Annotated in this window: 26 protein-coding genes and 1 riboswitch; of the genes, 19 read left to right on the forward strand and 7 right to left on the reverse strand. The window is 68.4% G+C overall.

Annotation, left to right across the window (positions count from 1 at the left end; all coding sequences use genetic code 11):
• Positions 1-136: 136 nt before the first annotated feature.
• The 4 genes from sdhC to OH146_RS04925 are packed head-to-tail and all read left to right on the forward strand — an operon-like array spanning position 137 to position 3571.
• Complete coding sequence (sdhC, locus tag OH146_RS04910; RefSeq protein WP_265157935.1) at positions 137-529, forward strand: succinate dehydrogenase, cytochrome b556 subunit; 393 nt, start codon at positions 137-139, stop codon at positions 527-529.
• Positions 530-531: 2 nt separating this feature from the next.
• A complete protein-coding gene (locus tag OH146_RS04915; protein ID WP_265157937.1) occupies positions 532-975 on the forward strand; it encodes a succinate dehydrogenase hydrophobic membrane anchor subunit in 444 nt (147 codons plus the stop codon).
• Positions 976-1031: 56 nt separating this feature from the next.
• Positions 1032-2810: a succinate dehydrogenase flavoprotein subunit gene (gene sdhA / locus OH146_RS04920; protein ID WP_265160658.1), complete on the forward strand. Its 1779-nt coding sequence runs from the start codon at positions 1032-1034 to the stop codon at positions 2808-2810.
• Positions 2810-3571, forward strand: a complete 762-nt coding sequence (locus OH146_RS04925; RefSeq protein ID WP_265157939.1) for a succinate dehydrogenase iron-sulfur subunit — start codon at positions 2810-2812, stop codon at positions 3569-3571. The genes sdhA and OH146_RS04925 overlap by 1 nt, the downstream gene beginning before the upstream one ends.
• Positions 3572-3629: 58 nt before the next feature.
• Here OH146_RS04925 and OH146_RS04930 read toward each other — a convergent pair whose 3' ends face one another.
• The 4 genes from OH146_RS04930 to ptsP are packed head-to-tail and all read right to left on the reverse strand — an operon-like array spanning position 3630 to position 8553.
• Positions 3630-4784: a mannitol-1-phosphate 5-dehydrogenase gene (locus tag OH146_RS04930; protein ID WP_265157941.1), complete on the reverse strand. Its 1155-nt coding sequence runs from the start codon at positions 4782-4784 to the stop codon at positions 3630-3632.
• Positions 4784-5221, reverse strand: coding sequence for a PTS mannitol transporter subunit IIA (locus tag OH146_RS04935; protein ID WP_265157968.1), 438 nt, complete (start codon positions 5219-5221; stop codon positions 4784-4786). Before OH146_RS04935 ends, OH146_RS04930 begins: the two co-directional genes overlap by 1 nt.
• A gap of 40 nt (positions 5222-5261) precedes the next feature.
• Positions 5262-6842 (reverse strand): PTS mannitol transporter subunit IIBC, encoded by a 1581-nt coding sequence (locus tag OH146_RS04940; protein WP_265157970.1) that lies wholly within the window; start codon positions 6840-6842, stop codon positions 5262-5264.
• Between the two features lie 52 nt (positions 6843-6894).
• The gene (gene ptsP / locus OH146_RS04945) at positions 6895-8553 is read right to left on the reverse strand and encodes a phosphoenolpyruvate--protein phosphotransferase (RefSeq protein ID WP_265157972.1); all 1659 of its coding nucleotides are present in this window, start codon (positions 8551-8553) and stop codon (positions 6895-6897) included.
• A gap of 182 nt (positions 8554-8735) precedes the next feature.
• On the opposite strand from ptsP, the gene OH146_RS04950 reads away from it, so the two are divergent.
• The 13 genes from OH146_RS04950 (at position 8736) to OH146_RS05010 (ending at position 19901) form a co-directional block, all read left to right on the forward strand.
• Positions 8736-9524: a DeoR/GlpR family DNA-binding transcription regulator gene (locus OH146_RS04950; protein WP_265157974.1), complete on the forward strand. Its 789-nt coding sequence runs from the start codon at positions 8736-8738 to the stop codon at positions 9522-9524.
• A 26-nt stretch (positions 9525-9550) separates the two neighbouring features.
• Entirely contained in the window at positions 9551-9826 is a 276-nt protein-coding gene (locus OH146_RS04955) for an HPr family phosphocarrier protein (protein WP_265157976.1), read from the forward strand.
• Between the two features lie 52 nt (positions 9827-9878).
• Complete coding sequence (locus OH146_RS04960; protein WP_265157978.1) at positions 9879-10895, forward strand: YihY/virulence factor BrkB family protein; 1017 nt, start codon at positions 9879-9881, stop codon at positions 10893-10895.
• Positions 10896-10924: 29 nt separating this feature from the next.
• Positions 10925-11788: an exodeoxyribonuclease III gene (locus OH146_RS04965; RefSeq protein WP_265157980.1), complete on the forward strand. Its 864-nt coding sequence runs from the start codon at positions 10925-10927 to the stop codon at positions 11786-11788.
• Between the two features lie 41 nt (positions 11789-11829).
• Complete coding sequence (gene trpS / locus OH146_RS04970; RefSeq protein ID WP_265157982.1) at positions 11830-12837, forward strand: tryptophan--tRNA ligase; 1008 nt, start codon at positions 11830-11832, stop codon at positions 12835-12837.
• 18 nt (positions 12838-12855) lie between these two features.
• Positions 12856-13419, forward strand: a complete 564-nt coding sequence (locus OH146_RS04975; protein WP_265157984.1) for a GNAT family N-acetyltransferase — start codon at positions 12856-12858, stop codon at positions 13417-13419.
• A 56-nt stretch (positions 13420-13475) separates the two neighbouring features.
• A riboswitch (FMN riboswitch) is annotated at positions 13476-13637 on the forward strand.
• Positions 13638-13710: 73 nt separating this feature from the next.
• Complete coding sequence (ribD, locus tag OH146_RS04980) at positions 13711-14823, forward strand: bifunctional diaminohydroxyphosphoribosylaminopyrimidine deaminase/5-amino-6-(5-phosphoribosylamino)uracil reductase RibD (protein WP_265157986.1); 1113 nt, start codon at positions 13711-13713, stop codon at positions 14821-14823.
• Positions 14823-15470, forward strand: a complete 648-nt coding sequence (locus tag OH146_RS04985) for a riboflavin synthase (protein WP_265157987.1) — start codon at positions 14823-14825, stop codon at positions 15468-15470. The genes ribD and OH146_RS04985 overlap by 1 nt, the downstream gene beginning before the upstream one ends.
• Positions 15467-16771, forward strand: coding sequence for a 3,4-dihydroxy-2-butanone-4-phosphate synthase (gene ribB, locus OH146_RS04990; protein WP_265157989.1), 1305 nt, complete (start codon positions 15467-15469; stop codon positions 16769-16771). The genes OH146_RS04985 and ribB overlap by 4 nt, the downstream gene beginning before the upstream one ends.
• A gap of 28 nt (positions 16772-16799) precedes the next feature.
• A complete protein-coding gene (gene ribH / locus OH146_RS04995; RefSeq protein ID WP_265157991.1) occupies positions 16800-17270 on the forward strand; it encodes a 6,7-dimethyl-8-ribityllumazine synthase in 471 nt (156 codons plus the stop codon).
• 63 nt (positions 17271-17333) lie between these two features.
• A complete protein-coding gene (locus tag OH146_RS05000) occupies positions 17334-18692 on the forward strand; it encodes an MFS transporter (RefSeq protein WP_265157993.1) in 1359 nt (452 codons plus the stop codon).
• A 23-nt stretch (positions 18693-18715) separates the two neighbouring features.
• Positions 18716-18844, forward strand: a complete 129-nt coding sequence (locus tag OH146_RS05005; protein WP_265157995.1) for a hypothetical protein — start codon at positions 18716-18718, stop codon at positions 18842-18844.
• Between the two features lie 118 nt (positions 18845-18962).
• Positions 18963-19901: a LysR family transcriptional regulator gene (locus tag OH146_RS05010; RefSeq protein WP_265157997.1), complete on the forward strand. Its 939-nt coding sequence runs from the start codon at positions 18963-18965 to the stop codon at positions 19899-19901.
• A gap of 133 nt (positions 19902-20034) precedes the next feature.
• On the opposite strand, the gene OH146_RS05015 is transcribed toward OH146_RS05010, so the two are convergent.
• The 3 genes from OH146_RS05015 to rarD all read right to left on the reverse strand — a co-directional run bounded on the left by OH146_RS05015 (position 20035) and on the right by rarD (position 23053).
• Entirely contained in the window at positions 20035-20601 is a 567-nt protein-coding gene (locus tag OH146_RS05015; protein WP_265157999.1) for an NADPH-dependent FMN reductase, read from the reverse strand.
• A 146-nt stretch (positions 20602-20747) separates the two neighbouring features.
• Complete coding sequence (locus OH146_RS05020; RefSeq protein ID WP_265158001.1) at positions 20748-22079, reverse strand: HNH endonuclease signature motif containing protein; 1332 nt, start codon at positions 22077-22079, stop codon at positions 20748-20750.
• 56 nt (positions 22080-22135) lie between these two features.
• The gene (gene rarD / locus OH146_RS05025; RefSeq protein ID WP_265158003.1) at positions 22136-23053 is read right to left on the reverse strand and encodes an EamA family transporter RarD; all 918 of its coding nucleotides are present in this window, start codon (positions 23051-23053) and stop codon (positions 22136-22138) included.
• 161 nt (positions 23054-23214) lie between these two features.
• Between rarD and OH146_RS05030 the strand changes: the two genes are divergently transcribed.
• Positions 23215-23421 carry a hypothetical protein gene (locus OH146_RS05030; protein WP_265158005.1) on the forward strand — a complete coding sequence of 69 codons (207 nt, stop codon included), beginning with the start codon at positions 23215-23217 and terminating at the stop codon, positions 23419-23421.
• Between the two features lie 18 nt (positions 23422-23439).
• Complete coding sequence (locus OH146_RS05035) at positions 23440-25278, forward strand: ABC transporter ATP-binding protein (protein WP_265158007.1); 1839 nt, start codon at positions 23440-23442, stop codon at positions 25276-25278.
• The last annotated feature ends 115 nt before the right edge of the window (positions 25279-25393 follow it).

Here is a 25393-nt window from a genome sequence, read left to right on the forward strand (position 1 = left end):
TCCTCGCGGGGACAATCGCTCCAGGGGCCTGGGCAGGCACATCTCACAAACGCACCTATCGCAAGGAGGGTTGCTCGTGCCAGAGAAGTCGGCGGGAGCCCTGGCCGATGCCCAGCCAGTGGGTCGAAAGCAAGCAGTGGAACAGAAGCCACAGGGACTGAGGGTCAGCGGCACGCTGTACCGCGGTCGCGAGGGAATGTGGTCGTGGGTGCTGCACCGCATCACGGGCGTGAGCATCTTCTTCTTCCTGCTCGTGCACATCCTCGACACGGCGCTTGTGAGGCTGAGCCCTGAGGCCTACAACGCCGTCATCGGCGCCTATCAGACGCCCATCATGGGCCTCGGTGAGGTCGGACTCGTCGGCGCGATCGGCTTCCACGCGCTCAACGGGCTGCGCATCATCCTCGTCGACTTCTGGTCGGTCGGCACGCGTCACCAGCGCCTCATGTTCTGGCTCGTCTGGGTGCTGTGGGCCGTCCTGATGATCGGCTTCACGCCCCGCCACCTCATGAACGTCTTCGGAGGCTGATGATGACCGTCTCGATCGAAACCCCCCGCACCCTTCCCCAGCGCCGCGGCGTCAACTGGGAGAAGTGGGGCTGGATCTACATGCGCGCGAGCGGCGTCGTGCTCGTCGTGCTCATCTTCGGCCACCTCTTCGTCAACCTCATGGTCGGCGAGGGCGTGCACGCGATCGACTTCGCCTTCGTCGCCGGCAAGTGGGCAGACCCCTTCTGGGTTGTCTGGGACACGCTGCTGCTGTTCCTCGCCCTCATCCACGGCGCCAACGGCATGCGCACGATCATCAATGACTACGCGCAGAAGCCGGGGCTGCGCAAGGTACTGAGCTGGGCCCTGCTCGGTTCGACCGTCGTGCTGCTCGTGCTCGGCGCGCTCGTCATCTTCACCTTCGACCCGTGCCCCGCCGGCTCCCCCGCCGACCTTCTGCCCAGCTTCTGTGGAGACATCAATTGAACGAACGCAACATCGGCGGATCCCTCTATGCCGACGCCAAGCCGGCCGTAGGAGAGGTGCAGACGCGTGACGGCGTGCACTACCACCAGTACGACGTCGTCATCGTGGGCGCGGGCGGTGCGGGAATGCGCGCCGCCATCGAGGCCGGCCCCAACGTCAGCACGGCCGTGATCTCCAAGCTCTACCCCACCCGCTCGCACACGGGCGCCGCGCAGGGCGGCATGGCCGCAGCCCTCGCGAACGTCGAGGAGGACAACTGGGAGTGGCACACCTTCGACACCGTCAAGGGCGGTGACTACCTCGTCGACCAGGACGCCGCCGAGATTCTGGCCAAGGAGGCCATTGACGCGGTCATCGACCTCGAGAACATGGGTCTGCCGTTCAACCGCACGCCCGAGGGCAAGATCGACCAGCGACGCTTCGGCGGACACACGCGCGACCACGGCAAGGCGCCCGTGCGGCGCGCCTGCTACGCGGCCGACCGTACGGGTCACATGATCCTGCAGACGCTGTACCAGAACTGCGTCAAGCACGGCATCAACTTCTTCAACGAGTTCTACGTGCTCGACCTCGTCATGAGCGAGGGCAAGGACCGCCGCCCCGCTGGCGTCGTTGCCTACGAGCTCGCAACGGGCGAGCTGCACGTGTTCCAGGCCAAGTCGGTCGTCTTCGCGACCGGCGGTTTCGGCAAGGTCTACAAGACCACGTCCAACGCCCACACCCTCACGGGAGACGGCGTCGGCATCATCTGGCGCAAGGGACTCCCCCTCGAGGACATGGAGTTCTTCCAGTTCCACCCGACCGGACTCGCCGGGCTCGGCATCCTACTCACAGAGGGCGCCCGCGGTGAGGGCGCCATCCTGCGAAACGCCTCGGGTGAGCGCTTCATGGAGCGCTACGCCCCCACCATCAAGGACCTCGCACCCCGCGACATCGTCGCCCGCTGCATGGTGCAGGAGGTCGCGGAGGGTCGCGGCGCCGGTCCCAACAAGGACTACGTCTACCTCGACTGCACCCACCTCGGTGCCGAGGTGCTCGAGACGAAGCTCCCCGACATCACCGAGTTCGCCCGCACCTACCTCGGCGTCGACCCCGTCTATGAGCCCGTGCCCGTCATGCCGACGGCGCACTACGCGATGGGCGGCATCCCGACCAACAACAACGCCGAGGTGCTCTCCGATAACTCGACGGTTGTGCCCGGCCTCTACGCCGCCGGTGAGTGCGCCTGCGTCTCGGTTCACGGCTCCAACCGACTTGGCACCAACTCGCTGCTCGACATCAACGTCTTCGGCAAGCGCGCCGGAATCAACGCGACCGAGTACGCGAAGACCGCCGAGTTCGCCCCCCTCCCCAAGGACCCCACGGCGGAGATCCGCGGCCTCATCGAGATGCTGCAGGCATCCACCGGCAACGAGAACATCGCGGCGATCCGCAAGGAGCTCCAGGAGGAGATGGACCGCAACGCACAGGTGTTCCGCACCGATGAGTCGCTCGAGAAGGTGACGGAGACGATTCACCAGCTCCGCCTGCGTTACCGCAACATCGCCGTGCAGGACAAGGGCAAGCGTTTCAACACCGACCTGCTCGAGGCGATCGAGCTCGGGTTCCTGCTCGACCTCGCCGAGGTCGTCGTGTTCTCCGCCCGCAACCGTAAGGAGAGCCGCGGAGGCCACATGCGCGACGACTTCCCCGACCGCGATGACGAGAACTACATGAAGCACACGATGGCGTACCTGTCAGGTGACCCGCTGTCGGCCAACGCGGCGGACCACATCCGGCTCGACTGGAAGCCCGTCGTCATCACGAACTACCAGCCCATGGAGAGGAAGTACTGATGTCCACGGCAACGCTTGAGGGCCAGGCTGCTCCCACCGAGACGGTGCAGTCGTTCACCGTCACGCTCATCATCCGCCGCTTCGACCCCGAGGTCGACAGCGAACCGCGCTGGCAGGACTTCGACGTCGAGCTCTTCGCGACCGACCGCGTGCTCGACGCCCTCCACAAGATCAAGTGGGAGCAGGACGGTTCGCTCACCTTCCGTCGCTCCTGCGCCCACGGCATCTGCGGCTCCGACGCCATGCGCATCAATGGCCGCAACCGTCTCGCGTGCAAGACCCTGATCAAGGATCTCGACATCTCGAAGCCCATTTATGTCGAGGCGATCAAGGGACTCCCGCTCGAGAAGGACCTCATCGTCGACATGGAGCCCTTCTTCGACGCCTACAAGGACGTGCAGCCCTTCCTCGTGTCGAACACCGCGCCCGAGAAGGGCAAGGAGCGCTTCCAGTCGGTCGCCGACCGTGAGCGTTTCGACGACACCACCAAGTGCATCCTGTGCGCCGCGTGCACCTCGTCGTGCCCGATCTTCTGGACCGACGGTCAGTACTTCGGCCCGGCCGCGATCGTCAACGCGCACCGCTTCATCTTCGACTCGCGCGATGAGGCCTCCGAGACGCGTCTCGACATCCTCAACGACAAGGAGGGTGTGTGGCGCTGCCGCACGACCTTCAACTGCTCCGAGGCGTGCCCCCGTGGCATCCAGGTCACGAAAGCGATCGCCGAGGTCAAGCAGGCGATCATGCGCGGCAAGCCGTAGCCTCCGCTTCACGATGAAAGCGCCGGCCCCTCGGGGCCGGCGCTTTGCGTTTGTGCAGCTATCCCGAGGGGGTCGGCACGACCGCGACGAGCGGCTCGAAGAGCGGATGCGACGGCGCGATGCCGCACACCTCCTCAACGAACTCCTCTGGGGTGAGCGACTGAAGTTTCGCGAGCATCTCGACGGACTGCTCATCCGCAGGAACATCGAAGGCGAGCGCTGTGCCGACGGCGTCGATGAGCGCCTCGGGCACGGTCCCCCGCTCGGCGAGCTCGGCGGCGGGCGCGATGAAGCGCTCGTGCCTGCTGAGCTTACGCAGCGGCTGGCGGCCCACGCGGTCGACTGTGTCAGGCAGGTGCCGGTTGGAGAAGCGGCTGAGGATCTTGTCGATGTAGGCCTGCTGTTCGCCCGCGTCGAGACCATGCTTGTCGACCAGGAGCTGCTTGGTCTCCCCCAGCACGGCCCGCACGGCGGAGTCGACCTCGGGGCGGGCGAGCGCGTCGGCGATGCCGGTCGCCTTCGCGAGGAAGCCGTAGTACGCGATCGTCGCATGCCCCGTGTTGACGGTGAAGAGTTTGCGTTCGATGTAGGGCGCGAGGTCGTCCACCCAGGTGGCGCCGGGGATGCTCGGCTCCTCACCCCCGAACGGCGTCCGTTCGATCGCCCACTCGTAGTACGACTCGACCGTCACGTCGAGCCCCGAGGTGTCTGCCTGCCCGGGTACGATGCGGTCGACGGCCGTGTTGGCGAAGACGGCACGGGAGAGGGCGGCCGCAGCATCCGTCTCGCCGGCCTTCTCGGCGAGGGACTGCTCGACGTGGGAGCGCAGCAGGTCGGTCGCGTTGATCGCGTTCTCGCAGGCCATAACGGCGAGGGGGGCGGATGCCTCGCGCCGGAGCAGCCCGTCCGCGATGAGCGGCGCGACGAACTTGAGGATGTTCGGGCCGACGGCCGTCGTGACGATGTCCGCGGTCGCGATCTCCGCGATGACGTCGTCGGGGGCGGCCGCGCTGTTGAGGGCACGGAAGGAGGTGACCTCGTGATCGCGGGCGCCCTCGCCCACCTCGTGCACCGTGTAGCTCTCGGCGGCGGCGAGCGCATCGATGAGCTGCTCGGCGACATCCACGAAGACCACCTCATAGCCGGCCTCGTGCAGCAGGAGCCCCACGAAGCCACGGCCGATGTTGCCGGCCCCGAAGTGGACGGCCTTCATCAGTTGTTGACCTCGGAGAGGATGTCGAGCACCTCTTCGGGGCCTCCGGCCTTCAGCAGGGCATCCACCTCATCCTCGTCGGAGAAGACGATCGCGATCTTGGAGAGGATGTCGAGATGCTCGTTCTCGACGCCCGCGATGCCGACGACGAAGTGCACGGGGTTTCCATCCCAGTCGATCGGCTGGGCATAGCGCACGAACGAGAGCGCGGACTTGAGGATCGCCTCCTTGCTCTCGTTCGTGCCGTGCGGGATGGCGAGGAAGTTCCCCATGTAGGTCGAGACCGATTCCTCGCGTTCGATCATCGCCGGAAGGTATGCAGCCGTGACGGCTCCGGCATCGACGAGGATGCCGTGGGCCTCCCGCATCGCCTCGAGCTTGGTCGTCGCCTCACCCTCGGTGCGGATCTGTGCCAGTTGCAGCACCTGTGACGTCATGGGGAACTTCCTCTCCAGTGTTCGTGTCAGCCCGGTCGGCTCAGCTGTCGGACTGCTTCTTGAGCATCTCGACGACCTCGTCGTACTTGGGGCTGTTCATGAAGTTGTCCACCGAGACGTGCACGGCACCGGGAACCTGCTGCGACGCACGGTCGGTGAGGTCCTGGTGGGTGATGATGAGATCCTCCGTGCCGTCGAGGTTCGCGATCGACTTGTTGACGACCGTCACATCGTCTATCCCAGCCTTCTTGACCTTGTTCCGCAATACCGAAGCGCCCATCGCGCTCGATCCCATGCCGGCGTCGCAGGCGAACACGACGTTGTGCACGGGCTTCGTGGCGGTCGCCGTCACGGCGCCGGCGCCGGTCGTCTGCGCGGCGGCCTCCGCCTCGGAGAGCCCGCCGAGCACGCTCGAGGACTTGCCCTTGTTGGCCTCGGTCTGCGCCACCGCGGCGCTCAGGTCGCCGCCGCCGGCCTCGAGGTCCTTCTTGCGCGAGGCTCGCAGGATGATCGAGGCGATCACGAAGGAGACCGTGGCCGAAAGGATGACCGAGAGGATGACGCCCAGGTAACTGTCGTTCGCGGTCTGGATGAGCACCGCGAAGATACTGCCCGGGGATGCCGGCGCGCGGAGTCCGCTCTCGAAGACCACGTTGGTCGCGACGCCCGTCATGCCGCCCGCGATGACCGCGACGATCAGCGCCGGCTTCATGAGCACGTAGGGGAAGTAGATCTCGTGGATGCCACCCAGGAACTGGATGACGGCTGCGCCCGGCGCGCTCGCACGGGCCATGCCGACGCCGAAGACCATGAAGGCGAGGAGGAGGCCCAGGCCGGGGCCGGGGTTGGCCTCGACGAGGAAGAGGATGGACTTGCCCGCCTCTGTCGCCTGCTGCGTGCCGATCGGCGTGAAGACACCGTGGTTGATGGCGTTGTTGAGGAACAGGATCTTGCCCGGCTCAACGAGGATCGACACCAGCGGCAGGAGTCCAAGGCCCACGAGCCAGTCGACGGCGGCCTCGAGCGCGTTGCTCAGGGCGGTGACGACCGGGGCGAATCCGAACACGCCCGCGACGGCGAGCGCTGCGGCCAGGATGCCCGCGGAGAAGTTGTCGACGAGCATCTCGAAGCCCGGCTTGATCTTGCCCGCCCACAGCTTGTCGACCTGCTTCATGAGCCACGCGGCCAGCGGGCCCATGATCATCGCGCCGAGGAACATCGGGATGGTCGTCCCCACGATCACACCGACGGTCGAGATGGCGCCGACGACGCCCCCGCGGGTGTCATAGACGAGGCGCCCACCCATGAAGGCGATGAGGATGGGCAGCAGATAGGTGATCATGGGGCCGACGAGACCCGTCCAGGTGGTCCCGTCCGGCGTCTCGCCGCCGCCGAGGGCGGGCGCATAGTCCCACCGCCAGGCCGCGACGGGACTCTCGGCTCCGAACCATCCCGTCGGGATGAACATCGCCGTGATGAGGCCCCAGGCGATGAACGCGCCGATGTTGGGCATGATCATGCCGCTGAGGAAGGTGCCGAAACGTTGCACCCCTACTCGCGCTCCCCCTGCTCGCTTGGCGCTCGCTGCCGGCGCCGGAGGTGCTGTTGACTCCGTTGTCATCATTCTTTCCTTTTCTTGATCGGTGGTTCGGTGTTCGGGTGGTGAAGGGTGGTCAGCGCGTGGCGACCACCGCGCGGACGGCGTCGCGCGCCGCGGCGGCCGTCGGGGCAGCGAGTGCCGCCTCGGCGAGAGCCGCGGCATCCGCTGCCGTGTGGGTGAGAAGTTCGGCGCGTACGTCCGCGAAGGCGGCGGGCGTCATCGAGAGCGACGTGACGCCGAGGCCGACAAGCACAACCGCGAGAAGAGGATCGGCCGCCGCCTCGCCGCACACCCCCACGGGCCTGCTGTGACGGCGGCCGGCCTCGCCGAGCATGCGCACGAGCCGCAGGATTGCCGGATGCCACGGGTCCTGGTAGGCGGCGACACTGCCGAGCATTCGGTCGGCGGCGAGGGTGTACTGCGTGAGATCGTTGGTGCCGATGCTCACGAAGTCGCAGGCGGCGGCGACCTGGTCGGCCATAAGGGCGAGCGAGGGAACCTCCGCCATGACGCCCGCGACACGGATGCCGAGCTCCCGCGCGAGGGTCACGAAATACTCGGTCTCGGCGACATCCGCCACCATGGGGGCCATGACCCAGAGCTCCGCCTCGGTCGCCGCCTGGGCGCGGGCGAGGGCGGTGAGCTGGTCGCGGAGGATCCGCTCGTTGGCGCGCAGCGACCGGAGGCCGCGCAGGCCGAGAGCCGGGTTCTCCTCCTCGGCGTCGTTGAGGAAGCTCAGCGGCTTGTCCGCGCCCGCATCGAGGCAGCGCACGACGACCTTCTTGCCCGGGAAGGCGGCGAGCACGGCCGTGTAGTCGGCCTCCTGCTGCTCGACGCTCGGCGCCTCGGTCGCGTCGAGGAAGAGGAACTCGGTGCGGAAGAGCCCGACACCCTCGGCGCCGAGCTCGACGGCGGCCGCGGCATCCTTCGGGCTGCCGAGGTTGGCGAGGAGGGGCACCTTGGTGCCGTCGGCGAGGGCGCCGTCGGTGATAGGGGCGCCCACGATCGCCTTCAGCTCGGCCGTGCGGGTCTCGGCATCGGCGAGCTGCGCGGGACTCGGGTCGAGCGTGACGGTGCCCGCCACGGAGTCGATGAGCACGACCGTGCCGTCGGCGATCTCGTCCGCGCCCGTCACACCGACGATGGCGGTGATCGACTTCGAACGGGCGAGGATCGCGGTATGCGAGGTCGGCCCGCCGTCCCGCGTCACGAGGGCGAGCACCTTGTCGAGGTCGAGGAGGGCGGTGTCGGCGGGCGCGAGGTCACGGGCGACGAGCACAAAAGGAGTGTCGGAGCTGGGAACACCGGGCGCGGGCACACCCCGCAGCCGCGCGATGATGCGTTGTGCGACATCCGCGAGGTCGGCGGCCCGCTCGGCCATGTAGCCGCCCATGCCGGTGAGCATCTCCTGGAAGGCGGCGAAGGCGTCGAACACTGCCCGCTCCCCCGTGCTGCCGCCGTCGATCCGGGCGTTGACGTCATCGACGAGCCCCGGGTCCTGCGCCATCATCGCCTGGGCTTCGAGCACGGCCTGGGCGTCGCCGCCGGCCTTGCGGCCCTTGTCGGCGAGTTCGGATGCCACGGCCGTGAGCGCTTCGATGACAGCGGCCTTCTCGGCCTCGGCGTCGCCTGAGCGCGGGGCCTGGGCCGGTTCGGGGAGAGGATCGGGCATCCGCAGGACGGGGCCTGCAGCTATGCCACGGCCCACTCCGACACCTCGAAGCTCTCGCATCACGTACTCCTTTGTCACTCTGCGGCCGTGCTCGTTTCGCGCGCGCCCGTTCTCACGTGAAACCGAGAGTACCCCCAAGTCGGTTGACAAACAAACAAATTCAAAGATAAAAATACCCAAGCAGACATTTGTTTCTGATGTTTTGCCCCTGCCTGCTCTGCCTGTGAACGACGAGGTCACGAATGTACGCACCGGAACGCCACCAGTCGATCCTCGAGCAGGCCCGCGCGCACGGCCGCGTTGAGGTTCGTGAACTCGCGGAACTGCTCGGAGTCACGCCCGAAACCATCCGCCGCGACCTCACGAGCCTCGAGCGTCGCGGGCTCGTCAGGCGCGCACACGGCGGAGCGATCCCCGTCGAACGCACCGTCGTCGGGCCTGCCGTGAGCGACCGCAATGAGATCCTCGTCGCCGAGAAGCTCGCGATCGCCACCGCTGCCCTCGACGAACTGCCCGACGGCGGATCCGTCATCATCGACGCGGGCACGACCACCATCAAGCTCGCGGAACTGCTGCCCGCCGACCGGCGCCTCACGGTCGTGACCCACTCGCTCCCCGTCGCGATCGCCCTCGCCGACCGCGACAACATCGAGCTCCACGTGCTCGGCGGGCTCGTGCGCTCCTCCTCCCGCGCGACAGTGGGCACGTGGACGCACCAGATGGTGAGCATGGTCAGCGTCGACGTCGCCTTCCTCAGCGTCAACGGCATCACCCCCGAGCGCGGCCTGACGACCCACAACATCGCGGAGGCGGCCGTCAAGTCCGCCCTCATCAAGGCGAGTCGCCGCAGCATCGTGCTCGCAGACCACAGCAAGTTCGGCCGCGAGGAGTTCGGGCGCATCTCGCCCCTCGCCGCGATCGACACGATCATCACGGATGCCGCCGCGAACGCCGATCTCGTTCACGAGGTCGAGGCGGCGGGGCCCGACGTCGTGCTCGCGGGCGCCGCAGCGACTCCGGCAGTAGCATGACGACACCATCACGGGAGGAAGACGCCATGGCAGAAGCACAGCGCACGGTCCAGTTCGGTTCGGCGGTCGGACTGCACGCCCGTCCGGCAGCAACGATCGCGAAGGCGGCCGCCGAGAGCGGCCACACGGTGACCCTCGAGGCAGCCAACGGCAAGAAGGCCAACGCCGCGAGCGTGCTCCTGCTGCTCGCAATGGGGGTGAACAAGGGCGACGAGCTGACCGTCACCGTGAGCGGTGACGACGCGGATGCCACGGCCGATCGTCTCGCGGAACTGATCGGCTCGGAACTCGACCCCGAGTAGATCTCATCGCTGCCCCTCCCGCGACGCTGAGCCTCGGCGTACGGTCGAGGGGATGGCGAAACTCAAGGAATTCATCGCGAAGGTGATGGCCTCCCGCCCCGTGCGGGTCTTCCAGCACTATGCGCTCAAGCGCGGGCCCATCCTCGCCTCTGGACTCTCCTACCAGGCGATCTTTGCGGTGTTCGCGGCACTCTGGGTCGCCTTCTCCGTCGCAGGCCTCGTGATCACTGGCAACCCGGAGCTCCAGCGGGGCTTCTTCACGCTGCTCGACTCCTCCGTGCCCGGTCTGATCGACTCGGGCGACGGCGAGGGCGCGATCGACCCTGCCGACCTCACCTCGGCAGGCGTCTTCGGCTGGACGGGAGCGATCGCACTCGGTGGTCTCCTCTTCACCGCCCTCGGCTGGCTCGCGTCATGCCGCGACGCCGTAAGGGTGATGTTCGAGCTGCCGCCGGAGCGACTCAACGTCGTGCTCCTCCGCCTCAAGGACGTCGGGCTCGGGCTACTCTTCGGCGTTGCCCTCATCGTCTCGGCAGCCCTGCTCGTCTTCAGCACGCAGGCGGTCGAGTGGGTGTTCGGCCTCGTCGGCATCGCACAGGATTCGATCGTCGCGAGAGTGACGGGGCGAGTCGTCGGCCTCCTCCTCATGTTCCTGCTCGACGCCGTGACGCTCGCGGGCCTCTACCGCTGGCTCTCGGGGCTCAAGATCCCCGGCCGGCGCCTCCTCGTCGGCAGTGTGCTCGGGGCAGCAGGCCTCGGCGTGCTCAAGGTGCTCGGCTCCACTCTTCTCGGCGGCGCGACCAACAACCCGCTCCTCGCCTCCTTCGCCGTCATCATCGGTCTGCTCATCTGGTTCAACTTCCTCTGCCAGGTCATTCTCATCGGGGGCGCATGGATCGCCGTCGGGATGCTCGACCGCGGCCTGGGGGCGGACCCCGTCGTCGCCGCCGAGCGGCAGAGGCAGCGCGAACTCGAGCTCGCCCACGACGCCGCCGTGCGCGAGGAGGCGAGGAGACGCCTCGCCCGGATCAGGCGCACGCGGCGCTGGGGCTGGCTCTTCGGCCGCTGACGTCGTACGTCTTCGCTAGGGTCGGAGGCATGTCGAAGCCTCTCAGAATCGCCAGCGTCAACGTCAACGGCATTCGCGCCGCCTACCGCAAGGGCATGGGCGACTGGCTCGCCGCGCGGGAGATCGACATCCTGGCGCTGCAGGAGGTGCGCGCCGAGACCGAGCACATCACGGAGCTGCTGGGCGAGGAGTGGGACGTGCTGCACGATCCGGCGACAGCGAAGGGCCGCGCCGGCGTCGCGATCGCGAGCCGCTCGGGCGAACACGGTCGCCGTGGCGCCAGCATCCACCGGGTCGAGCTCGGCGCGGCGGACTTCGACTCGGCGGGGCGGTGGCTCGAGGCCGACTACGAGGTCGGCGATGACATCGTCACGGTCGTGAGCACCTATGTGCACTCGGGCGAGGACGGCACGCCCAAGCAGGTGGAGAAGTACAGGTTCCTCGACGCGATGGAGGCGCGGCTGCCCGAGCTCGCGGCGCACTCGAAGTATGTGGTCGTACTCGGCGACCTCAACGTGGGCCACACGAAACTCGACATCAAGAACTGGAAGGGCAACGTCAAGAAGGCCGGGTTCCTGCCCAAGGAGCGCGCCTACTTCGACCGCTTCCTCGGTGCGGAGGGCGAGCAGGTCGAGTGTCAAGACGGCACGACCGGCACGGGCCTCGGCTGGGTCGACGTCGGCCGGCGGCACGCGGGCGAGGTCGACGGCCCCTACACGTGGTGGTCCAACCGCGGCCAGGCCTTCCCCAACGACGTGGGGTGGCGCATCGACTACCAGATCGTCACGCCAGCCCTCGCGGAGAAGGTCGCCGACTACAAGGTCGACCGCTACCCCTCCTACGAGGAGCGTTGGTCGGATCACGCGCCCGTCGTGGTGGACTACGCGCTCTGACGCTGCGCAAGGCCAGCGCCGAAAGCTGGGAGAATGGGGGGATGACCGCAAAGCCCCGTCTCTTCTCCGGCATGCAGCCCTCCGCCGATTCGCTCCAGATCGGCAACTACATCGGGGCATTGCTGCAGTGGCGGCAGATGCAGGAGACTCACGACGCGGTGTTCTGCGTCGTCGACCTGCACGCGATCACGGTCGCGCAGGACCCCGCCCAGCTGCGGGAGGCGACCCGGCGCACGGCGGCACAGTACATCGCGGCGGGCATCGACCCCGAGCTCTCGACGCTCTTCGTGCAGTCGCACGTGTCGGCGCATCCGGAGTTGGCGTGGGCGCTCAACACCATCACGGGGTTCGGCGAGGCGAGCCGCATGACCCAGTTCAAGGACAAATCGGCGAAGCAGGGGGCGGATGCCACGACCGTGGGTCTCTTCGCCTACCCCGTGCTCATGGCCGCCGACATCCTGCTCTACGATGCCGAGGTGGTGCCGGTCGGTGAGGACCAGCGCCAGCACATCGAGCTCACGCGCAACCTGGCGGAGCGCTTCAACTCCCGGTTCGGGGAAACCTTCGTGGTGCCCGAGGCGCAGATCCAGGCGGCATCCGCCAAGATCTACGACCTGCAGGACCCCACCATCAAGATGAGCAAGTCGGCGTCGAGCGAGAAGGGCGTCGTGTGGCTGCTCGACGAGCCCTCGAAGACCGCGAAGAAGATCAAGTCGGCGACGACCGACAGCGAGGGTTCGGTGCGCTACGACGTCGCCGAGAAGCCGGGCATCTCCAACCTCCTGACGATCCACTCCTCACTCTCGGGCACACCCATCGCCGCCCTCGAGGAGCAGTATGCGGGCCGCGGCTACGGCGACTTCAAGAAGGACCTCGCCGTGGTCGTGACCGAGACATTCGCCCCCATCCGCGCGCGCGTGCTCGAACTGCTCGACGACCCGGCCGAGCTCGACCGGATCCTCGCAGGCAACGCCGAGCGCGCCGCCGAGATTGCGGATGCCACGCTCGCGCGCGTCTACGACCGGATGGGCCTGCTCCCCCGCCGCTGAGTTCCCCCCCAGCACTCCATGGACTCCTTCACGCTCGCGACGCCCAGGCTCAAGCTCAGCGCGCCGACGCCGGACGATGCGGGCGCGATCCGCGAGCACTGCCAGGATCCCCTCCTCTCCCGCTACATCCCCGCCATCACACAGCCCTACACGCTCGAGAAGGCGCGAGAGTTCATCGGCTTCGCCGAGGAGGGCTGGCACTCCGGCACCGAACTGACCTGGGGGATTCGTGCCGCCGGCGACCTCGTAGGGGTCATCTCGCTGCGGCGAGTGACCGCCGATGACATCGGCTTCTGGCTGGGCGCGCGGCACCGGGGCCACGGCTACATGCCGGAGGCGGTCGGCGCCGTGCTCGACTGGGCCTTCGACCCGTCGAACCCGTTGCGCGTCGAGTCGGTCGGCTGGGAGTGCCTGATCGGCAATACGGCCTCGGCGGCGGTCGCGCGCAAGTGCGGCTTCACCTTTGAGGGCGAGGGACCCGGGCGGCGCGCGGACTCGAGCGGGGAGCATCCGCTCTCGTGGCGCGGGCGGATCTGGGCCGCGGACAGCCGCGAGGAAAAGCCGGGGTGGCCCGTCGTATGACGCCGCGGGACGCGGGAATAACTCCCGCACAGGGGCGTTGCTAGACTTCACGACAGAACGTGCTCCGGGGTCGGTGAGAATCCGAACCGGCGGTGACAGTCCGCGACCCGCGGACCTGCCAAAGGCAGGGATGCGGTTGAGCCGGTGGGATTCCGGCACCGACGGTGATGGGGTGGGATTTCGGTTCCGCCCTCAGTCCGGATGAGAGGAAGCACGAGGTTCGCACCCTGCGAGCCGTGGCCGCGCAGTGCGCGGACGACCCCGGACCGTGTGAGAGGACACGAGGACCGGATGACCACGACAGGGCCCACGCCCGCCGACGAGGCGACCGTCAGCGCCATGCGGCACGCCCTCTCCCTCGCCTCCCGCGGCCCAGTCTGGGGCCCCAACCCGCAGGTCGGCTGCGTGCTGCTCGACAGCGAGGGGCGGCGCGTCGCGGAGGGCTGGCACCGCGGGGCGGGCAGCGCGCACGCGGAAGTCGACGCCCTCGCGAAGCTTGAGGAGGGGGCATCCGCGGGGCTCACCGCTGTCGTCACACTCGAGCCGTGCAACCACACGGGGCTCACAGGCCCCTGCACGGAGGCGCTCATCGCGGCGGGCATCACACGCGTCGTCTACGCCGTCGCGGACCCGGGCGCTGCGTCCGGCGGCGGTGCCGAACGGCTGCGCGAGGCCGGCATCGAGGTGCTGGGCGGCGTGCTCGCTGACGAGGTGGAAGAGGCGCTGCATCCGTGGCTCACCGCGGTAACGCGCGAACGACCCTGGGTGACCCTCAAGTGGGCCTCGACGCTGGACGGGCGAGCCGCCGCCGCCGATGGCACGAGCCAGTGGATCACGGGAGCCGCAGCCCGGCAGCGTGTGCACGAGCAGCGCGCGGCAAGTGACGCCATCGCCGTCGGCACGGGAACCGTGCTGAGTGACGACCCCTCCCTCACGGCCCGGGGCGACGCGGGCGAACTCATGGAGCACCAACCCGTGCCCGTCATCATCGGCGAGCGGCTCGTGCCCCGCTCCTCCCGCGTCATGCACCACCCCAAGCCCGCCATCGTGACCGCGAGCCGCGACCTGGATGCTGTGCTCGCCGAACTCTACGGCCGCGGCATCCGTCGGCTCTACGTCGAGGGCGGCCCAACGCTCGCGAGCGCCTTCATTGCGTCGGGACTCGTCGATGAGTATGCGATCTACCTCGGCGCACAGTTGCTCGGGTCGGGGCGCTCGGCGGTTGCCGACCTGGGCGTGGCGACGATCGGCGAGGCGCGGCGACTCGAGATCACGAGCGTCGAACAGCTCGGCGGTGACCTGCTCGTCTCGGCACGACCCGCGTCAACGGGCCGAATCTCGAGGAACGAGCCCGCGGTCGTGAGCGGCGAACTCGACCAGCAGTACGAGAGGGGAGACGGCTGATGTTCACGGGAATCATCGAAGAGCTCGGCGAGGTCGTCGCCTGGGAGCCGAGCGCGGATGCCGCGCGTCTCACGGTGCGCGCACCCCTGAGCGTCTCGGACGCTCGCCACGGCGACTCGATTGCGGTCAGCGGGGTGTGCCTGACGGTCGTAGACCAGGGCGAGGACTGGTTCACGGCGGATGTCATGGCCCAGACGATTGCGATGAGCACGCTGAAGCATCCGTCGCCGGGCGAGCGCGTCAACCTTGAGCGCGCCGCCCCCGTGCACGGCCGCCTCGGCGGGCACATCGTGCAGGGCCACATCGACGGCACGAGCGAGCTGCTCGAGGTGCGGCCCGGCGATGCGTGGCGCGTGCTGCGCTTCTCGCTCTCCCCCGAGCTCGCCCCCCTCGTGGTCGACAAGGGTTCGATCGCGGTCGACGGGGTATCGCTGACGGTCAGCGCCGTCAGCGAAGGGGCGGCGGGGGACGACTGGTTCGAGGTGTCCCTCATCCCTGAGACGCTCAGTGCGACGACCCTCGGCAGCCGCGTCGTCGGCGACCGGGTCAACATCGAGACCGACATCCTTGCCCGCCACGTGCAGCGGATGCTGCGACTCCAGAGCCCCGCAGCGGCGGGCGGCACCACCGAGAGGAGCGAGCCATGAGCCTCGCCGACATCCCCACCGCCCTCGCGGAGCTCCGCGCCGGCAAACCGATCATCGTGGTCGACGATGAGGGGCGCGAGAACGAGGGCGACGTCGTCATCTCGGCGCAGCTCGCGAGCCGCGAGTGGATCGGCTGGATGGTGCGCCACACCTCCGGCTACATCTGCGCGCCCATGACTCGCGAGATCGCCGACCGCCTCGACCTGCCCGCGATGGTCGTCAACAACGAGGACCCGCGCGGAACCGCCTACACGATCTCGGTCGACGCGGCCGAGGGCATCTCGACGGGCATCAGTGCCTCCGACCGCTCCACGACCCTGCGCGTGCTCGCCGACCCCGCGTCGACGCCGGCGAGCGTCATCCGCCCCGGTCACGTGCTGCCCCTGCGCGCCGTCGACGGTGGCGTGCGGGAGCGGGCCGGCCACACGGAGGCGACCGTCGACCTGCTCCGCCTTGCGGGCCTCGAACCGGTCGGCGCGATCGCTGAGATCGTGGAGGATTCGGGCGAGATGATGCGCCTGCCCGGGCTGATCGAGCTCGGCCGCGAGCACGATGTCGCCGTCATCACGATCGAGGCGCTCATCGAGCACCTTGAGGCCCTGAGCGAGAACCCCGAGGTGCCCCAGGGGGTGCACATCCCGCAGACCTCCCGGGTCGTCTTCGAGGTGGAGACGACCGTGCCGACCGTGCGCGGCCCCCTGACGATGCGTGCCTACCGCGACCGGATGACGGGGGCCGACCACGTCGCGATCATCGCGGGAGAGCTGCGCGACGGATGCCTCATCCGCGTGCACTCGGAATGCCTCACGGGCGAGGTCTTCGGTTCGCTCAAGTGCGAGTGCGGCCCCCAGCTCGATGCCGCCCTCGACCAGGTGCAGGCGGAGGGCGGCGCCGTCATCTACATGCGCGGCCATGAGGGACGCGGAATCGGCCTCATCAACAAGCTCAAGGCATACCGCCTGCAGGAGCAGGGCCTCGACACCCTCGACGCCAACCTCGCGCTGGGCCTGCCCGCCGACGGTCGCGACTACGGCAGCGCCGTCGCGATCCTCGAGGACCTCGGGCTCCGGTCGGTGCGCGTCATCACGAACAACCCCGACAAGATCAAGCAGCTCACCGACCGCGGAGTCGTCGTGACGGAGCAGGTGCCCATCCTCGTCGGCGTGGATGCGCTCAACGAGGGATACCTGGAGACCAAGCGAGACCGCATGGGGCACCTCCTGCCGGAGCGCCTCGGGGTCGAGCTGGGCGTCGACGCGGAGGAGATGGCTCGCCAGAGCCGGCAGGAGCAGGCCCTGTGAATGAAACAGCACTGATTGGAGCAGCACTGTGAGTGGAGAGGGTTCGCCCGAGATCGCCGTCGACGGCCGCGGCCTGAAGGTCACGATCGTCGCAGGCCAGTGGCACGAGGTCATCACGGACGGCCTGCTCGCGGGCGCGCGCCGCGTGCTCGCCGAGTCGGGTGCGAGCGTGACCGAGGTGCGCGTGCCCGGCAGCTTCGAGCTGCCCGTCGTCGCGAAGGCCGCCCTCGAGAGCGGGGCGGATGCGGTCGTCGCCCTCGGCGTCATCATCCGCGGCGGCACCCCCCACTTCGAGTATGTCTCGGCAGCGGCGACCGACGGGCTCACCCGGGTCGCGCTCGACACGGGCAAACCCGTCGGTTTCGGGCTGCTCACGCTCGATGACGAGCAGCAGGGCCTCGACCGCGCGGGCCTGCCGGGCTCGAAGGAGGACAAGGGGGCGGAGGCGGCATCCGCGGCTCTCGCTACTGCGGTCGTGCTGCGCGACCTTCGCGGGTAGCCAGCGCAGCGGCACTCTCCCGGGCGCATAGACTTGATCGTTCGCCCAATGAGAAAGCCCCGCATGTCTGTCACCGCCACCCCCGTCGTTCCCACCCCCGCCAACCCGCGCTCGCGGGTCATCATCGCGAGCCTCATCGGCACGACGATCGAGTTCTACGACTTCTACGTCTACGCGACCGCCGCCGTGCTCGTGTTTCCCCACCTCTTCTTCCCCTCGGGTGACGAGACGACCGCGCTCCTCTCCTCCTTCGCCGTCTTCGGCGCCGCCATGGTCGCCCGACCGCTCGGTGCCGTCTTCTTCGGCCACCTGGGCGACAGGGTGGGCCGCAAGACGACCCTCGTCGCGGCCCTTCTCACGATGGGCATCGCGACGTTCCTCATCGGTGTGCTGCCCACCTACCTTGTGATCGGGTGGTTCGCGCCCCTCATGCTCGTCATCCTCCGCCTCGCGCAGGGCTTCGCCCTCGGCGGCGAATGGAGCGGTGCAGCGCTTGTGGCGACCGAGAATGCGCCGAAGGGCAAGCGCGCCCGGTACGGCACCTTCCCCCAACTGGGCGCCCCCATCGGCTTCATCATCGCCAACGGGCTGTTCCTCATCATCGCCGCGATCCTGCCCTCCGACGACCCGAGCCGCCCGTCCCAGGCCTTCCTGGACTGGGGATGGCGCATCCCGTTCCTCTTCTCGGCCGTCATGGTCATCATCGGTCTGTGGGTGCGCCTGCGCCTCGTCGAGAGCACGGCGTTCTCCAACACGGTCACGAGCGGGCGCGTCGTCAAGCTGCCGCTCGGGCAGGTCATCCGCTCGAACTGGCGGGAACTTCTTCTCGGCACCTTCTTCATGCTCGCGACCTACGTGCTCTTCTACCTCATGACCACGTTCTCGCTCAGCTACGGACGCGCCCCCGTCGACCCGGCCGACTCCGGGGTGCAGCCGGGACTCGGCTACGACTACACGAGCTTCGTGCTCATGATGATCATCGGCGTCGTCTTCTTCGGCATCTTCACCCTTGTCTCCGGACCGCTCGCCGACCGCTTCGGCCGTCGCCGCCTGCTCCTCTGGGTCACGCTCGGCATCATCGCCTTCGGCCTGCTCTGGGTGCCACTCCTCGGCGCGGGCTTTGTCGGCGTCATGGCGTGGCTCGTCATCGGGTTCACTCTCATGGGCCTCACCTTCGGGCCCATGGGCGCCCTACTGCCGGAGCTCTTCCCCACCAACGTGCGCTACACGGGCTCCGGGGTCTCCTACAACGTCAGCTCCATCCTCGGCGCAGCCGTTGCACCCTTCATCGCCGTGTGGCTGTGGGCGCTCGCCGACGGCAGCCCCGTGCTGGTGGGCGTCTACCTCGCCGCCATGGCCGTCATCACGTTCATCGCGCTCCTCCTCGGCAAGGAGACCAAAGACATCGACATCGAACGCTGAGTCCGCTCAGTAAACTGGATCCCATGACTACACGCAACGGCGCACGCGGCGCTGTCACCTTCTGGTCCTGGGCCGTCGTTACCGTATCGCTGGTGCTCTTCGTTGGCTGGGCATACACCGTGTTCGTGGGGTCGCTCTTCATCGAGGGGTAGTCGGGTCGGAAACGCCCCACCACCCATCCCGGTCAACGGCGACTGAACGCGCGAAATCACCGGCATCGATATGCTGGCGGTGGATCAGCACGCTCCCTGATGAACGGTGGATGGGTCAATGGCGAACTACAACCTGCTGAGGCTCGACCTCAACCTGCTCGTCTCCCTCGACGCCCTCCTGAGCGAGAGGAGTGTCACGAAGGCGGCGCAGCGGCTGGGACTCAGCCAACCGGCCCTCAGCGCGTCGCTCTCCCGCCTGCGCATCCACTTCGGTGACCCGCTACTCGCCCGCCGAGGCAACACCTACGAGCTCACACCGCTCGCCGCGCGACTCGCCGAGCACGTGCCGAGCGCACTCGACGCCGTTCGACGCGTCTTTGCGAGCGAAGCCGCCTTCGACCCCTCACAGGCCTCCCGCGAGTTCACCGTCTTCGGCTCCGACTACGCCTTCGCGACCATCGGACGGATCGTCACGCAGCTCGCGGCAGAGCGGGCGCCTGGAGTGCGCTTCCGCTTCCGCCAGCACACCCCCACGATCGTCGACGACGCCGTCAATACGCTGCGCACGGCCGACGGGATGCTCATCCCCCACGGCTTCCTCAACAACTTTCCCCACGCAGACGTCATCGACGACACCTGGAAGATCCTCGTGTCGGCCGACAACGATGCGGTCGGCGACGAGCTCACGATGCAGAACCTGCGCGAGCTGCCCTGGGTGACGACCTACCAGAGCCGCACGGCCTACACGCCCCCCGCCCGCCAACTCGAGATGCTGGGGGTCGAGCCGCATGTCGAGGCCATCGTCGAGGGCTTCCTCGCCCTGCCCTTCTTCGTCATGGGCACGCGGCGGATCGCCCTCATCCAGTCGGCCCTCGCCCCGCACTTCCCCGCGTCGATCGGCGTACGCTTCCTCGAGCCGCCCTTCGACGCCGTGCGGCTCGTCGGGGCCCTCTGGTGGCACCCCATGCACAGCCGCGACCCCGCGCACGAGTGGATGCGTGACCTCTTCGCCGAAGCGGGGCGCATGCTCGCCGACGCCCCCGCGCCGGCGAACTGAGACATGCGTGCCGGCGAACTGAGGCATGTGCGCCGGCCAGCCGAGGCATGCGCGACGGCGAACTGAGGCATGCGCACCGGCCAGCCGAGGCATGCGCGCCGGCCAGCCCAGGCATGCGCGCCGGGCCCGGGCTTTAGGCGGCCGCGTCTGCTGCCTTGACGCGAGCGATGTGGCGGACGAAGGCGGCGAGGTAGCCGCGCAGGAACTCGGCCGTCGACGCATCCGTCACCTCGCCCTCAGGGGTGAAGAGGCCCGGCTTCGACTGGATGAAGCCCTCCGGCTGGCCCAACTGGGGCGACGCGAAGTGAGTGAGGATCGTCTTGAGGTGCTGCTGGGCGACAGCGGCGCCGATCGGACCGCCGGAGGTGCCCAGGACCGCGGTCGGCTTGCCCGTGAAGGAGTTCTGGCCGTAGGGGCGCGACGCCCAGTCCAGCGCGTTCTTCAACACGCCCGGGATCGAGCGGCTGTACTCGGGGGTCACCAGCACGACACCGTCGACGGCGGCGATTGCATCCTTGAACTCACGCGCCACCGCAGGATAGTCGGCGTCGGCGTCGGGCGAATAGAAGGGGAGCCCGGCAATCGGAATCTCCACGAACTCGACCCCCTCGGGAGCCTGTCGCACGAGCGCGTTAGCGAGGCTGCGGTTGATCGAGGTGCTCGAAATGCTGCCAACGATGTAGCCGATGGTGGTGGTCATGAGCCTGCTTTCTGTTGTTGCTGGGACTCCGGACGCGCCGGGTCACCGCGGTGTGCATGGAACGAGTGCGGCACCGGATGCCTAGGCATCGGTGCCGTTTCATGCGCAACCATGGAAGCGGACCCTGTATTCCGTGCCGCCGACAATCACGTCCGCAGGTGGAACTGCGGCTGTGTGACGTAGATGCGGCCAGAGGGTGACGTCCAGCGGAGGGTTGCGCCGTCGTTGCTAACCCTCCACTCCGTCTTGTGCTTGAGCGTGTGATGGCCGCGGCAGAGGTGAGCGAGGTTGTCGAAGTCGGTTGTGCCACCGAGCGCCCAATCGCGGGTGTGGTCGAGGTCGCAGCGGTCGGCCGGCTGCGAGCATCCTGGAAAGCGGCAGGTGCCGTCGCGAAGGCGAACCCAGCGCCTCAGATCCGCGGGAACCACGTAGCTGTCACGGCCCACCGAGAGCACCACGCCCGACTCGGGGTGCGTGAGAAGGCGGGAGAAGCTGGGGGCGGCGGCAGCGAGCATCCGTGCCGTCTCGTCGTCGATCGGGCCGTAGCCGTCGAGGGTCGCGGGCGGCGTCATGACGCCCAAGTCCTTCGCGAGCTCGCGACCCAGAAGCGCCATCACCGGCACCGTCACGTGCACAGTCGGGCGGACTCCGCGGGGCCCCTCGGAAGGCTCGCCTGAATGGAGCAGATCCACGAGAACATCGGCGCGGCGCTGAGCGAGCGTGCGCTGCGCGCTGTTGCCCGCACTGTTGCGGGCACTGCCGCCCACTCCCCCGCCCACTCCCCCGCCAGCGCCGTCGCCCAGCGACTCCGCCAACCCGGTGATGCGATTGAAGGCGGCGAGAGCATCGGCAGCGGGAAGGTAGGCCGACAGCCAGGCCATGCCGTCGCGCGCGGGCTCGAACAGCACCTCGCGCTGCTTCACCGCCTCGTGGTGGCGATCGACCGCCGACCCCGGCTCGATGGCCTCGCGCAGCATCCGCAGCTTCTTGCGGAACTTCGCGACCGTCAGCTGCTCTGCATGTGGCAGAGCAGCCGCCTCCAGCTCGGCGACCGCCGAGGACTCGAGAGTCGTCGTCTCATCGACGAGCGCCTCCGCGTGCCGATACGAGATGCGGCCCTCATCTAGAGAAGCCAGGGTGCCGGGGAGGTTGCGAGCGAGCACCTCGCTCGCGTACAGCATGCGCTCCGCCGTACGCTCGGGGATGCGCAGAGCACAGGCCAGCTCGGCGCGGAGCGAGCGAAGCCGCAGGTCGCGGGTACGCACGGCCGAAGCATCCGACACGCTGTCGACGCTGGCCCGGATCGCCATATCGATGATCCGCGCCCGTACCGCCTCGATGCTCGCGATCATGCGCGTCATGCCCGCAGCAGCGTCGAGGAGATCGGACACGCTATCGCTCGCCACCGCCGCCAACGAGAGATTCCCCTGCGGGAGCACGGCAAGGCCCGAAGCGTCGGCGGGGGTCTCGGGCTGCATGGGAAGGATTCAACCGGCAGCCGCCGACATTTGTGACGCTCGCCGGCTGACCCCCCCTACCCCGGCGGCAGCGGCTGATCACCCAGCCGCCGTTCACGACGTGTGAGCACGATTCCCTCCACGACCAGGAGCAGCACGGCCGCGCTGATGCCCGCATAGGTCACATACTCGGAGGGCGCAATCGCCTCGCCCAGCAGCACGAGCGAGACGAGCACGAGCACGATCGGCTCCACATAGCTGAGCAGGCCGAAGAGGCTGAACGTGAGGAGCCGCGCCGCGACGATGTAGAGGGTGAGGGCGACCGCGCTGACGGCGCCGAAGAGCAGCAGAGTGCCCCACGGGAGTGAGCCTCCATCCGCAACCAGCGACGCGGGGCCGAGCGCGAACCACACGCAGACGGGCGCGAGGATCACGAGTTCCAGCCACATCGCCCCCGATGAGTCGAGGCCGAGCGCCCGGCGAATCGTGAAGTAGATCGGGTAGCCGACCGCGACGGCCGCGGTGGCCCACGAGATGCCGTCCGCTGCAAAGAACGCCGCAACGACACCGATGAGCGCCGCCGCCACCGCTGCGATCCGCAGCGCCCCGAGCCGCTCGCGGTGCAGCGCAACCCCCAGCACCACCATGACAAGCGGCATCAGAAGATACCCGAGCGCGACGTCGAGGGCGTGTCCCGTCTTGGGGCCCCACGCGAAAAGGAACAGCTGCGCCCCGAGCAACCCGGCCGTCACGACGAGGGCCGGAATCAGGGCGGGCCGGGCGCGAAGGCGAGCCGCGGCATCCGTCACCTCACGCCAGGAGCGGATGGCGACCAGCAGCACCGCCATGAAGGGGAGCGTGAACAGGATGCGCCACGCGACCGCCTCGAACTCGCTCAACTCCCCGAGCGCCGACGGGATGAAATAGACGACGCCGAAGAGCACGGATGCCACGACCGACGCCGTGACGCCGCGGAGCTGTGAATCGTGGCGCATCGGACCATTCTCTCGCGGCTTGAGGGAGTGCTCGCGCGACGCATAATCGCTTCGCTGCGGAATGGTCGTGCCGCGGCGCGGTCATCGCGCCGAGATCGCGTCATCCGCGAGCAGCGTCAACAAAGGTTGACCAACGCGACTCCGTCAACTAGCGTTGACGCATGTCTCTCCACACCCTCGCCGGCGACGCCGACTCGGAGGACCCGTACACGGCGCTCCGAGCGATCCGTAGACTACGTCAGGAGCTTGATCGCGCCGAGGCGACCGCCGTCCGCCGGGCGCGCAACGCCGGCGCATCCTGGCAGATCATCGCCCTCGCCCTCGACGTGAGCAAGCAGGCCGTCCACAAGAAGTACGGCCGCAAGTAGAAGCCGAAAGCAGATCCCATGAGCGCCACAACGCCCGCACGCCGCGGCCGCACAGCCAAGAACGACGGTCCCCGGGCCAGCCTGAAGCAGCTGCTCCCCTACCTCACCGAGCACAAGGGCGTGCTCTCCGTCGTGATCGTGCTGAGCATCGTCGGCGCCGTCGCCTCCCTCGTGCAGCCGCTCCTCGTCGGCCAGGTCATCGTCTCGGTGCAAGCCGGTGACACCCTCGGCTCGCTCGTCTGGGTGCTCGTCACCCTCGTCATCGTCGCCGCCATCATCAGCGGCGTGCAGCACTACCTGCTGCAGCGCACCGGCACGGGCATCGTGCTCTCCGCCCGCCGCAGGCTGGTCTCGCGGATGCTGCGGCTCCCCATCCGCGAATACGACACCCGCCGCACGGGCGACCTCGTCTCCCGCGTCGGCTCCGACACCACCCTGCTCTACGCCGTCATGACACAGGGACTCGTCGATGCGGTCGGCGGCGTGCTCATCTTCATCGGCGCGATCATCGCCATGCTGATCCTCGACCCCGTGCTTCTCGGCCTCACGGTGCTCGTGATCGGCGCCTCGATCGCGGTCGTTGGCGCCCTCTCGGGCCGCATCCGCCGGGCAAGCCAGGAGCAGCAGGAGAAGGTGGGCGACCTCGCGGCATCCGTCGAGCGCGCGCTCAGCGCCATCCGCACCATCCGAGCGGCGGGGGCGACCGAGCGCGAGAACGCGACCATCGACGGCAACGCCCGCAACGCCTGGGTCAAGGGCATCAAGGTCGCCAACGTGTCGGCCTTCGTCGTGCCGATCGCGAATGTCGCCCTGCAGGTGTCGCTGCTGACGGTGCTGGGTGTCGGCGGGTTCCGGGTGGCGGCGGGCGAGACATCCATCGCGGAACTCGTGATGTTCGTCTTCTTCCTCTTCATGCTGATCAGCCCGCTCGGCCTCGCCTTCGGCGCCATCACCTCGGTGAGCCAGGCACTCGGCGCGCTGGGCCGCATCCAGGAGATCATCGACCTGCCGAGCGAGAGCGAAGAGGATGCCGCGGCCGTCGCCCTCGCCCCGATCGACTCCGACGACGCGATCGCCTTCGACCACGTGCACTTCTCCTACCCAGAGTCGGCACACAAGACGGAGGCCGACAAGGTGCTCGCGGAGGAGCTCGGGGAGGGCGCCGTCACGCACGACCGCACGGTGCTGCACGACGTGTCGTTCTCCGTGCCGCGAGGTCAGCGCATCGCCCTCGTGGGCCCGTCGGGCGCCGGCAAGTCGACCATCCTCTCCCTCATCGAACGCTTCTACGACCCCACCGGCGGCGCCGTGCGCATGGGGGGCCGTGACATCCGCTCGCTCGACCGCGCCGAACTGCGCTCCCGCATCGGCTACGTCGAGCAGGACGCGCCCGTGCTCGCCGGCAGCATCCGCGACAATCTCACCCTCGGGGCACCCGACGCGACGGATGCTGCGTGCACCGAGGTGCTTGCCTCCGTCAACCTGACCTCCGTGCTCAAGCGCGACCCCGCAGGCCTCGATGCGCAGGTCGGCGAAGACGGCGTCATGCTCTCAGGTGGCGAGCGCCAGAGGCTCGCGATCGCCCGGGCCCTGCTCGCGGCGCCGCCCATCCTGCTGCTCGACGAGTCGACCTCCTCGCTCGACGGGCTCAACGAGCAGCTGCTGCGCGAGGCCATCGACGCCGTCGCGCGGGACCGCACCCTCATCGTCATCGCGCACCGCCTCTCGACCGTCGTCGACAGCGACCGCATCGTCGTGCTCGAGCGCGGGCGGGTCGTCGGCGAAGGGACGCACTCAGAGCTCGTGGCATCCACGCCCCTCTACCGCGACCTCGCGAAGCACCAGCTGCTCGTGTGAACCGCCGGGCGCGCTTTCATCATTCAGGAAGAGGTCTGGCCGAGCCGCCGCATCCGGTTTCATCATTCAGGAAGATCGGTGTGCGGGCCGCCAGGTCCGGTTTCATCATTCAGGA

The organism is Homoserinimonas sedimenticola (genome assembly GCF_026094475.1).
Taxonomy (GTDB): Bacteria; Actinomycetota; Actinomycetes; order Actinomycetales; family Microbacteriaceae; genus Homoserinimonas; species Homoserinimonas sedimenticola.